Origin of the sequence: Actinomyces capricornis, assembly GCF_019974135.1 — a bacterium.
GTDB classification, from domain to species: domain Bacteria; phylum Actinomycetota; class Actinomycetes; order Actinomycetales; family Actinomycetaceae; genus Actinomyces; species Actinomyces capricornis.
In genome coordinates this window covers 1,613,412-1,624,172 of record NZ_AP025017.1, presented here as the reverse complement: position 1 = coordinate 1,624,172, position 10,761 = coordinate 1,613,412, and the positions used below count along the sequence as shown (strand labels likewise).

Here is a 10,761-nt window from a genome sequence, read left to right as displayed (position 1 = left end):
CCGCGACGACATCAACCCGCAGCGCTCGCGGCGCGGGCGCCCTCCCCGGGGACGCGCTCACCATCGGAGTACTTCAGGTTCGAGCACCCCGCCCCTCCTGCTACTCCGGATCCGCCGTCTCGGCCTGGGCCAGGGCCGCATCGAGGGCCTCCCACACGCGCGGGGTCAGGGGGCGGCGCTGGGTGCTCAGGAGTTGGAGCACCTGGAGGAAGAGGTCCTCCCGGGAGGTCCAGGCGCTGGCCGTGGCCCGCACCTCCTCGACGGCCCCCACCAGCTCGCGCGGATGGATCTCCTCGATCCCGGCCTCCAGGTGGTCCAGGGCCCCGCGCCGGTAGGGCGCGGCGGTGTGCACCTGGTCCTGGCGCAGCCACACGAAGTCGTGCTCGTCGATGTGGGCGAAGGCCTCCCCCAGGATCTGGCGCACCGACTCCTGGCGCTCGGCGGTGGGGTGCGGTACGCCGAAGGCGCGGCACACCTGGACCACCAGGCGCCTCCGGCTCAGGGGAGCCTCCACCTCGCAGATGCGCCGGGCGATGCGCCGCACCTCGTTGCGCGCACCGGCCTCGCTCTGCGCGCGCTCGAGCACGGAGGGGTCCAGGGCGCGCTCGGGCGCCCAGGAGCGGTACTCCGGGACGCCGGGGGCACTGAGCGCACCGGCCGCCCCGGGAGTCCCGTCGGCCCCACTGCCGGTCGCGCCGTCGGCCCCACCACTGCCCTGGAGGGCGGCGCTCCGGCAGGCCTGGACCAGGCGGGTGATGACGGCCTCCTTGTCGGCGGCCCACTGCGGGGCCCAGATGCGCTCGACCCGCGGCCAGCCCATGGTGCGCAGGACGTCGACCGGCATGATGTCGCGGTCGGCGGCGCTCCCACGCCCGTTCCACTGGCGCCCATCGAGCACGACGGCCACCGTCGGCTCATGGGGCCTGTCAGCAGGGGCCAGGACGAGGTCGACGGCGAAGCTGGACTGGCCCACGGCCTCGTGGACGACGAGCCCGGCGCCCCGCAGCTCCTCGGCGATGGCGTGGCGGTACCAGTCCGGCGCCCCGCCCGCGGCCCCCGGGCGCGCGGGCGCCCCGGCGTCGCGCGCCTGCTCCAGGTAGGCGCGCAGGTCCTTGACCCCCTGGTGGGCCGAGCGCTCAGCGCGCAGCTGCTCGGGGTCGAAGCTGGTGAAGACGATGATCTGGCGGCGGGCCCGGGTGATGGCGACGTTGAGGCGCCGCTGCCCGCCCTCACGGCTCAGCGGCCCGAAGGTCAGCGGCAGCTCCCCGCGGGAGTTGGGCGAGAAGGTCACCGAGAACAGGATCGTGTCGCGCTCCTCGCCCTGGACGTTCTCCAGGTTCTTGATCAGCAGGCCGTCGCGTTGCTCCAGGGCCTCCTGGATGCGCTCGGGCGCCCTGTCGCGCAGCATCTCCTCGATGAGGTCGCGCTGCTTGTCGTTGAAGGTGATGACGCCCAGGGAGGGGGCCCGCTCGGGCGAGGCCTCGAAGCGGCGCAGGACCTCCTCAACCACCTGCTCGGCCTCCTGGGGGTTGGTCTGGGGCCGAGCCCCGCCGTGCGGCCCGCCCTGGGCCGCACCGCGCGCCTCGCCCCCGCCCTGGACGTCGGCGGGCCGGAAGTACCGGCCCTGGACGCGCCGCAGGGTGATGCCGTGCCCGCCGGGGGCGGGATCGGGGCCACCGGCCATGGCCAGCGGACTGGGGAAGGAGCGCAGGGCGCCGTCGTAGTAGCGCTCGTTGGAGAAGGTGATGAGGGACTCCACGCGGCTGCGGTAGTGCCAGGGCAGGCGGTAGTGGCGCATCCGGGCGCTCAGGCACTGGGTGAGGATGGAGTCCTTCTCCTGGGCCTGGACGCCGACGAGGTCGTCATGGGTGACGGACTGGACCCCCAGGGAGGTGACGATGCTGGTGGGGGGCATCTGCTTGGGGTCCCCGGCGATGACCACGGAGCGCCCGCGGCCGATGGCCCCCACGGCGTCGGCCACGGGGATCTGGGATGCCTCGTCGAAGACGATGATGTCGACGTACCTGCGCCCCGCGGGGAAGAAGCGGGCCACCGAGTCGGGGGAGACCAGGATGCAGGGGGTGATGGCGGTGATGAGGTCGGCGTAGGCCCCCATCATCTCGCGGATGCTCAGGGAGCCCTTGCGGCGGCTGATCTCGCGGTGCAGGGCCAGGGTCCGCTCCGTGTCGCGGGTGAGGACCCGGTCGCGGTGGGCGAGCACGGTGTGGAGCAGCTCGGCGGGCAGCAGCTCGCGCAGTCGGGCCACGGCCTGGCGGTAGTCCTCCACGAGGCGGCTGTGGCGCTCGGCGTCGAAGGGCTCGCCGTCGGGTCCCACGGGCTCCGCGGGTCCGCGTCCGTCATCATCCCGGCCGCCCTCGGCACTGCCACCGGCACGATCACCGGCGGTATCACCGGCGCGATCACCGGCAGTATCACCGGCGCTGCCGGTGGCGGGCGCCAGGCGCGCCTCGTAGTCCTCGTAGAGGCTGCGGCCCTGGGCCCCGGGATCGTGCAGGCCCGAGCGGTAGGCCTCCAACTGGGCGCGCAGGGCGCGCACGGCGGCGCGCCGCTCCTCCAGGCCCCCCAGGTCGATGTTCTCCGCCCTCAGCTCCAGGGCCCGGCGCAGGGACTCGCGCATCTGGGCGGACTTCATGCCGTTGTCGTGGAGGTTGAGGACGAGGTCGCCGATGCCGGCCTCGTCCTGCAGGCGGCGGGCGACGACGTCGAGGGCCGTGCGCTTCTCGGCCACGAACATGACCGTGCGCCCGGCGGCCAGGGCCCGGAAGATGAGGTTGGCGACGGTCTGGGACTTGCCGGTCCCGGGCGGCCCCTCGACGACGAGGCTGTGCCCGGCCACAGCGTCGGCCACCACCCGGGCCTGGGTGGCGTCGGCGGTCAGCGGCAGGTTCTCCACCACCTCGTCGATGCCGGCCGGCTCCTGGCCCTCGGCGCCGTCGGGCTGCGCAGGGTCGATGAAGGGGTGCTGGGCGGGGTCCTGGGTCTCGATGAGGTAGCGCACCAGGGGGTTGTCGGCGATGGGGCGCCAGGAGTCCTCCAGGTCCTTCCACATGCGGTAGGTGGAGAACTGGAACAGGCCCAGGTGCACGGTGGGGGTGACCTCCTCGGGCCGGCCCGCCCGGGACAGGCGCTGGCGGATCTCCTCCAGGGTGGCCAGGAAGTCCTCCTCACGCTCGGGGCGCAGCCGCTCGACCAGGTCGGACAGGTCGATGCCGGTGTCGGCGGCGAAGCGGGCCAGGAAGGAGTAGTTGGGGGTGGACTCCCCGGCCTCATCCAAGATGAGGCCGTAGTGCCCGCCGAAGGGGTGGAGGGTGACGGGGATGAGCACGAGGGGCGAGCGGGCGCGACGCCCGCCGATCTGCCACTCCATGGTCCCGAAGGCCAGGTAGAGGTTGTTGGCCCCGGTGTCCTCGACGATGGTGCGGGCCTTGGTGGCCAGGACGCGCAGGCGGGTCCCGTAGTCCCTGGCGCTCAGGTCGAGCTCGATGGCGCGCTCCTGGATCAGCAGCCGGGCGGCGAGCTCCTGGGCTCTCTCGCCCTCGTGGTCCTGCCCAGAGGCGGGGCGCAGGACCACGAGGTCCTTGGCCCGCACCATCCGCTCGATGTCGCTGATGAGGCCGGGGGGCAGGCTCAGGGGGATGGCCTGCTGCCGGCTGCGGTCGATGAGGGGGTTGTGGGCAGTGAGGTCCAGGAGGCACTGCTTCCACTCGCGCACGCGCGCAGGGGCCTCGGGAGCCTCCTGGTCGGCGTCGTGGTCGGCGTCGTGGTCGGCACCGGCTGACCGGCTGACCGGTTGGCCGAGGGCCTGTGGGACGGCCGGCGGCGCTTGGGTCGTGGACAGCGGCCCGGCCAGGGACTCGGGCTCGGTCTCGTGGACGACCCCGTCCTCGTCGCGCTCCAGGAGGGCCTGGGGGTCGGCACCCTGGGCACGGGCCTGCCCGAGCCACAGGATCAGGGCCGCCTCCCTCAGGGTGGAGGTGGCCTGGGCACGGGCGTCTCCGGGCAGGAGGTGGAGGGCCGGGGGCTGCGAGGACATGAGGAGGCCCGGGTCAACGACTCCCAGCAGACCGCGCTCCACCAGGTCGGCGACCGCCTCGCCGTCCTGGGGCGGGGGCTCGGGCATCTGCCCGTCCCTCCAGTAGCCGACCATGGCGCAGGCCGGGGTGAGCAGGAGGAGGGTGGGGACCTCCAGGCGCTCCAGGAGTCCGGCCAGGGCCACGGCGAGGTCCAGGGTGGTGCCCCGGCGGGTGTCCATGAGGGCCTCGGCGGAGCGGATCGACTGGGGCGCGGCGGACCAGGGCGCCTCAGGGGCGTGGATGCTCAGGTCCTGGCTGCGCAGGGCGGCACAGGCGGCACCGACCAGGGCGTCGGCCGGTTCTGGGCCCCAGGTCTCGGACTCGGTGCGCCCCTGGTGGCGCGCCGTGGCCTCCAGGGCGGCGAGCGCGGGCTGGGCGGGCTGGACGAAGGTGGCCAGGGACGCTCCGGACCAGTGGGCCGGGCCCTCCAGGGTCCACTGGCGTACGGGCAGGACGGTGGGGCCGGGCAGGGTGCGCACCTGGGTGGCGCCGTCGGGCAGGCGCAGCTCGACACGGATGCGGGAGGGGCAGGGCTGGGAGACGTGGAGCAGGCGGTCGCGCTGGAGCGGCAGGTCGGTGGTGGCGCTCAGCTCCTGGGAGCCGTCCTCCCACTGCCACTGCGGCGCCGGGTCGAGCTCGATGGGGCCGGCGACCTCGTTGCCCTCGCCCTCCTCGATGATGCTCACGGTGATGAGAGGGGCGCCCTGGTCGGGCGGGGCGGCATCCTGGCCGGCGGGATCCGCGCCCAGGAGGGTGTGGTGGGCCAGGTGGAGGCTGACGCGGGGCTGGAGGTGGGCGACGGCGTGGGCGTAGCTGATGACGGGGGCGGTCTCGGCCTGGGCGAGGACGATCGGAGCGCTGGGGGCCTGGGCTCCAGCGCCGGGCTGCGCATGGGCGCCCGGGGCCTGCTGGCCGTCGTCAATGGCGGTGATGAGGGCGCGGACCTCGGCGACGGCGTCGGCCGCACCGATGCGCCGCAGCACCTCGCTGACGGCGACCAGGGCGGCCAGGGTGGCGTCGGGGTCGAAGGGCCGGCCGAGGACGGCGTCGTCGCGGAGGCGGCGGACCTCGTGCAGCCCGCCGCCCAGGCCCGGGGGCAGGGGGAGCAGGTAGTGCCCGTCGTCGTCGCGCGCGGTGAGGATGCGGATCTGGGTGGCCAGATCGCCGGTATCCACATGCGGGGAGGTGATGTGGACGGCCTCGATGAGGCGGCGCTGCTCCTGGGGCGCCAGGCCCCTGACCGTGGAGCGGACGTAGGGCTCCAGGTGAGCCGGCAGGATGCTCAGGGCAGCCCGGATCACCAGGTCACGGTTGTCTCGTGTCATAGGTTTTTCTTCACTCGCTGAGGTCCTGCACCATGCTGCCGAACGTGGGGCCTCCCGGCCGTGCCGGGTCTCTGCGCGAGGTTACCCTGAGGTATCGCCCTGCGCTCTATTCCGGGCCGTCAACCTCTGCCGGGCCAGGGCGCGCCTCGACCAGGGCCCCCAGCAAGCCCAGCTGGCCCGACTCCCTCCTCACGGGGGCTCACGGCCGCCCAGGGCCCGCAGGAGCAGGGCCTTGTCGGCCTGCCCGAGGAGCTCCTGCGGCGGGCCTGCCGGGCGGTGCGCGGGGCCCGCGGCGGCCCCTGCGGCGCTGCGGGGCACCGGTCGGCGCATGACGATGGCGTGGAGCAGCGCCCCCAGGATCAGGCGCGCCCCGGCGTCGGGGTCCAGGGCGCCCACGTCCTCGCCCCGGGCCAGGCCGCGGCGGCGGATCCGCTCCAGGTGGTCGCGGGTGCGCTCGTGCAGGTCCGCGATGAGCGGGGCGCTGAGGTCGGTGCACTCGGGGGCCTGGCCCAGGAGGGCGAGGAGGGCGGCCCCGGTCCTGCCCGCCAGGAGGCGGCTCTTGTGGTCCACCAGGGCGCGAAGGTCGGTGCGCACGGAGCCGGTGTCGAGGTCGACCTCCTGGGTGGTGGACAGCTGCCGGGCGGTGGCCAGGAGGAGCTCGCGCTTGGTGGGCCAGCGGCGGTAGAGGGTGGCGGTGGAGACCCCGGCGCGGCGGGCCACGGCGGCGGTGGTCAAGCCCCCCAGACCCTCCTCGGCCAGGATCTCCAGGACGGCGCTGATGATCGCGGGCCCCAGGGCCGCATCCGCCGGGCGGCCGGGCGGGCGCCGGGCCGGGCGCCCAGGTGGAGGCCCGGGCGAGCGTCCGGGTGGCGGCTCAGCAGTGGGGCGGGGGTCGGGCATGGAAGGATCCTAGGTCGTGCGGCGGGGGCCGGTGGTGTCATGCGAGAGCTCGAGCATCCGGCGGGCGGGGCCGCCGCCGCGTCCCCCGCCGTCGGTGACGCCTCCCCCGCCATCGGCGGAGACCGGCCCCACGTCGCCGGGGATAGCCGCAGATCGCCGGGGTTGTCTGCAAACCGCAGGTCTTGTCGGTACTTCGCACCCCTGGGACCCCTCCGATCTGCTGACATCCCCGGCAATCTGCAGACAACCCCGGCATCCTGCACCCCTCGCCGCCCACCGGCCACAACCCACCCACCCGGGCCCACTCCCCCGCGTGGGCGCGGTCGACTCACTGGCCACCTCGCCATATCTGGAAGCGGTGGGCGTCAGGATGGTCAGTCGATGGGGCGCTCGCCGATTCCCACCTGCGGGCGTAGCAGATAGCCATCGGGGTCCATCACCACGAACTGCCGTACTCCGAGGAGCCTGTCACCCGCGGCATACCAACGCTCCTCGGGCTTGACGACATAGGCCCAACGAGCCTTCTCAAGGCGACTACCGATGGCATCGAGGTCCGGCACCTGGATCTCGAGGTTGATGCCCCGCCCCAGGGGCGGCTCCAACTCAGCCGTCTGCCACGTGCGGCCGCACGAGATCTGGTCGAGCATCACGTGCGAGCGCCCCAGGGTGATGTACGCGAAGCGCTCCTCCGGACGGGCATACCTCACCGAGAAGCCGATGAGACCGCACCAGAACTCCAGGGAGGCGTCCACGTCGCGAACGGCCAACTCAGGGACCAGATCCGGCTGATGGCTCATCCTCCCACCCAAGCGCGCTCACCATCGGTCCGTCAAGTGACCCTCACGCGGCACCGCAGCTCGGCTGGCAGTGGTCGTGCGACCAGCAGCGACGGGGGCTTCACACATTTACGAAACTACTTGACTTCGTTTCTGTGGTCGGCGAGGCTGCCGCCATGCACACCTCCCCTCGCCCATCGCCCCGGCCCGCACTGGCAGAGTCCACAGATCCCACCTCCCCCACGGCGCCACCCGCCGCTTCGCACAGCACCGCCCCCGGCGACCCGAAGGACGGCGCTCCCAGCCATGCCGACCCCCAGGCCGCCCCGGCCCCCGCTGCGACCAGCCCCGCCAGCGCGACTAGCCGGCCCGCACCAGCCCCCACGGGCACCGGGGCCCGCGCTGCCCTGCTGACCCACGGCGGCATCGATCTGCGCGGCATCCCCGTGGACGCCTCCGCCCCGGTCATGGTCACCGGGGCTAGCGGCTACCTGGGCAGCTGGGTGGTCGCGGGCCTGCTGAAGGCGGGGGTGAGCGTGCATGCGGCGGTGCGCGATCCGCAGGACGCCGCCAGGACCGCTCACCTGCGGACCGCCGAGGAGCGCAGTCCGGGGCGCCTGCGGCTCTTCGCCGCGGACCTGCTCCAGGAGGGCTCCTACGACGAGGCGATGGAGGGCTGCGCCGTCGTCATCCACACCGCCTCGCCCTTCATCCGCTCCGTGGCCGACCCCCACCGCGATCTCATCGCCCCGGCCCTGGAGGGCACGCGCAATGTGCTGGCCGGGGTCAATGGCACGCCCTCGGTGCGGCGGGTGGTGCTCACCAGCTCGATCGCCGCGATGTGCGGGGACGCCGCGGATCTGGAGGACTACCCGGGGCAGATCGTGGGCGAGGAGTCCTGGAACACCAGCTCCTCCCCCGAGCATGAGCCCTACCCCTACTCCAAGACGGTGGCGGAGAAGGAGGCGTGGCGGATCGCTGAGTCCCAGGAGCGCTGGCAGCTGGTGACCATCCACCCCTCCTTCATCCTGGGCCCTGCGCTCAATACGGTCCCGACCTCGGAGAGCTTCGGCATCGTGGGGCGCATCCTCGCGGGGGAGCTGCGCGCGGGAGCCCCGGATATCGGCATCAGCGCCGTGGATGTGCGGGAGGTGGCGCAGGCGCATATCGCGGCGGCCTTCCTGCCCCGGGCCCATGGCAGGTACATCGTCTCGGCGCAGGACACGGACCTCCTGGGGCTGGCGCGCTGCCTGCGGCCGCGCTTCGGCCGCGGCCTGCGCCTGCCCCGCCACTACGCCCCTCGCGCCCTCGTGCTGGCCCTGGCGCCCCGGCTCGGGCTGACCCGCCAGTACGTGCGGCGCAATGTCGGCTATGCGCTGCGGGTGGACTCCTCCCGCAGCCGCCGGGAGCTGGGGATCCGCTACCGCCCGGTGCAGGAGTCGGTGGAGGCGATGGCCGCCCAGATCCTGGCCCGCGCCGCCCGACGCCATAGCTACCGAATGACACCGATGGACACCGACCGTCCTGCCCGAGGAGCACGATGACCCGCCAGCTGATCTCCACCCTCTTCTACTCCGTGGACGGGGTGGCCTCCGACCCGTTCCGCTTCCAGCACGACTCCTTCGACGCCGACCTGGCCGGGCTCATGACCGAGGCCATCGGCCGGATCGACGACGTCGTCCTGGGCCGGGTGACCTACGGCGAGTGGGCGGGGTACTGGCCCGGGCACACCGGTGAGGATGCGGGCTTCGCCGGTTTCATCAACGGCGTGCGCAAGCATGTGGCCTCGCGCACGCTCTCACCGCAGGAGATCACCTGGTCGGGCGCCTCGCTCATCGAGGGCGACCTGCTGGAGCACGTGCGGGCCCTCAAGGCCGCCGAGGGCGGGGATATCGCCGTCCAGGGGTCCTTGTCCGTGGTGCGCCAGCTGGTGGAGGCGGGGCTCATCGATGCCCTGACCCTCATCATCCATCCGGCGATCGCCGGCAGTGGCCGCTCCCTGTTCGAGGGCTCCCCGGCCACGCGCCTGCGGCTCATCAATGCCTCCTCCACGCAGAAGGGCAATGTGGTGGCGGTCTACGGCCCCTACCGGGACTGAGGCACGCCGGCGGCCCGGGCGGCCTGCCGGGCGCGCGCCCGGGGCGCCGACCCTGCGGCACCGCGTTGCATTGCGCTGCACGACGGGCTGGTGGGGGTGAAGAATGGGGGGCATGCTCATGCCCTATGCCCCCGCGGCCGAGCCGCTGACCCGCATGGCCGATGGGACGATCAAGCAGATCAGCCCTTTCACCGGCACGGAGGTGTGGACGGTGCCGGGGCGCGGGAATCGCCCGATCGCCCACCCGGTGGCCGAGGTGCGCGCGCTGGCGCCGCGGGATCGCACGCATGCCTGCGCCTTCTGCTCGGGCCGCTACCTGGAGACGCCGCCGGAGAAGTCGCGTGTGGTGCGCTCGGCCGACGGCGGCTTCAAGCGGCTCGATGCCCTGCCGGCCACGGAACTGGAGGCGACGACGGCGGAGTTCCGGCGGATCCCCAATCTCTTCGAGATCCTGTCCTTCGAGTACTGGAGCGCCAACCACGGCTATGAGCTCCCCGATGCGGCCCGTGAGCGCATGGACGCCTATCTGGCCGATCCGGCGGGGGCCGCCCATCTGACGGCGGTGGCCAGAGCCAAGCTGCGGGCCTCGGGGGCCGAGCCCTCGGCGTGGGCGCTCATGGATGAGGCCTCGCGGCGCCGCTACCTGGCGGCCTTCTTCGCCGGCGGGCACGACGTCATCGTGGCGCGGCGGCATTTCACCGACGACGCGGTGGACTCCTCGGGCCTGGCCGGATCGGGGACGCTGAGCGTGGCCGAGCACCGGGCCTACACGAGCCTGGCGGTCGATGCGATGGCGGATCTGTACGCCGCGAACCGGTGGGTGCGCTATGTGGCGGTGTTCCAGAACTGGCTGCGCCCGGCGGGGGCGAGCTTCGATCATCTGCACAAGCAGCTGGTGGCCATTGATGAGCGGGGGGTGACCAGTGAGCTGGAGCTGGCCCGGGTGCGGGCCAATCCGAACCTGTACAACGAGATGGCGGTGGATTATGCGGCCTACCGGGGGCTGCTGGTGGCCAGTAACGAGCATGCGGTGGCCTTCGCGGGCTTCGGCCACCGGTACCCGACCCTGGAGGTCTACTCCACCTCCGCGACGCCTGAGCCGTGGCTGATGCGGGGCGAGGAGGTGGATGCGGTCTCGGACCTGGTCCATGCGCTGCATGCGGCCACGGGCGCGGAGGTGCCGTGCAATGAGGAGTGGCATCACAAGCCACTGGATGTGGATCAGCCGATGCCCTGGCATGTGACGCTCAAGTGGCGGGTCTCGACGCTGGCGGGCTTCGAGGGGGGCACGAAGATCTACCTCAACACGATCGACCCGTGGTCGCTGCGCGACCGGGTGGTGGCCGGCCTGGAGGATCTGCGGGCCGATCGGCTCATCGCCCCGATGGCCGTGGGCGAGGAGTGCCCGACGACGCCCAACCGCCTGCTGTACAACCCGGTCCTGGCTGCCCGCACGGCTCAGGAGGAATGATGTCGTCAGTGACCGGCATCTCATCGCAGTCAGCGCATCACCGCCAGTGAGAGGTCGTTACAATCTCGTGACGCAGGCGAGCCGCCCTTGACGAGGA

Annotated in this window: 7 protein-coding genes; 3 read left to right on the top strand and 4 right to left on the bottom strand. The window is 73.0% G+C overall.

All coding sequences use genetic code 11. The features are described from left to right. Positions 1-100 precede the first annotated feature (100 nt). From MANAM107_RS13090 to MANAM107_RS06500, 4 genes are all read right to left on the bottom strand, one after another. Positions 101-5,419 (bottom strand): DUF4011 domain-containing protein, encoded by a 5,319-nt coding sequence (locus MANAM107_RS13090; protein ID WP_263421870.1) that lies wholly within the window; start codon positions 5,417-5,419, stop codon positions 101-103. Between the two features lie 189 nt (positions 5,420-5,608). Next, the gene (locus tag MANAM107_RS06505) at positions 5,609-6,319 is read right to left on the bottom strand and encodes a TetR/AcrR family transcriptional regulator (RefSeq protein ID WP_223906455.1); all 711 of its coding nucleotides are present in this window, start codon (positions 6,317-6,319) and stop codon (positions 5,609-5,611) included. 9 nt (positions 6,320-6,328) lie between these two features. Beyond that, positions 6,329-6,451 carry a hypothetical protein gene (locus MANAM107_RS13085; protein WP_263421869.1) on the bottom strand — a complete coding sequence of 41 codons (123 nt, stop codon included), beginning with the start codon at positions 6,449-6,451 and terminating at the stop codon, positions 6,329-6,331. A 242-nt stretch (positions 6,452-6,693) separates the two neighbouring features. Beyond that, a complete protein-coding gene (locus tag MANAM107_RS06500; RefSeq protein ID WP_223906453.1) occupies positions 6,694-7,116 on the bottom strand; it encodes a bleomycin resistance protein in 423 nt (140 codons plus the stop codon). A 155-nt stretch (positions 7,117-7,271) separates the two neighbouring features. Between MANAM107_RS06500 and MANAM107_RS06495 the strand changes: the two genes are divergently transcribed. From MANAM107_RS06495 to MANAM107_RS06485, 3 genes are all read left to right on the top strand, one after another. Further along, positions 7,272-8,639, top strand: coding sequence for an NAD-dependent epimerase/dehydratase family protein (locus MANAM107_RS06495; RefSeq protein ID WP_223906450.1), 1,368 nt, complete (start codon positions 7,272-7,274; stop codon positions 8,637-8,639). After that, positions 8,636-9,193 carry a dihydrofolate reductase family protein gene (locus MANAM107_RS06490; protein ID WP_223906447.1) on the top strand — a complete coding sequence of 186 codons (558 nt, stop codon included), beginning with the start codon at positions 8,636-8,638 and terminating at the stop codon, positions 9,191-9,193. Before MANAM107_RS06495 ends, MANAM107_RS06490 begins: the two co-directional genes overlap by 4 nt. Positions 9,194-9,305: 112 nt before the next feature. Beyond that, on the top strand, positions 9,306-10,664 hold the full coding sequence (locus MANAM107_RS06485; protein WP_223906444.1) for a DUF4921 family protein: 1,359 nt from the start codon (positions 9,306-9,308) through the stop codon (positions 10,662-10,664). Positions 10,665-10,761: the final 97 nt, after the last annotated feature.

Excerpts from the sequence above, each read along its gene's own strand:
- MANAM107_RS06490 (WP_223906447.1), top strand. The coding sequence starts at position 8,636 with ATGACCCGCCAGCTGATCTCCACCCTCTTCTACTCCGTGGACGGGGTG.
- MANAM107_RS06505 (WP_223906455.1), bottom strand. The coding sequence starts at position 6,319 with ATGCCCGACCCCCGCCCCACTGCTGAGCCGCCACCCGGACGCTCGCCC.
- MANAM107_RS06485 (WP_223906444.1), top strand. The coding sequence starts at position 9,306 with ATGCTCATGCCCTATGCCCCCGCGGCCGAGCCGCTGACCCGCATGGCC.
- MANAM107_RS06500 (WP_223906453.1), bottom strand. The coding sequence starts at position 7,116 with ATGAGCCATCAGCCGGATCTGGTCCCTGAGTTGGCCGTTCGCGACGTG.
- MANAM107_RS13090 (WP_263421870.1), bottom strand. The coding sequence starts at position 5,419 with ATGACACGAGACAACCGTGACCTGGTGATCCGGGCTGCCCTGAGCATC.
- MANAM107_RS06495 (WP_223906450.1), top strand. The coding sequence starts at position 7,272 with ATGCACACCTCCCCTCGCCCATCGCCCCGGCCCGCACTGGCAGAGTCC.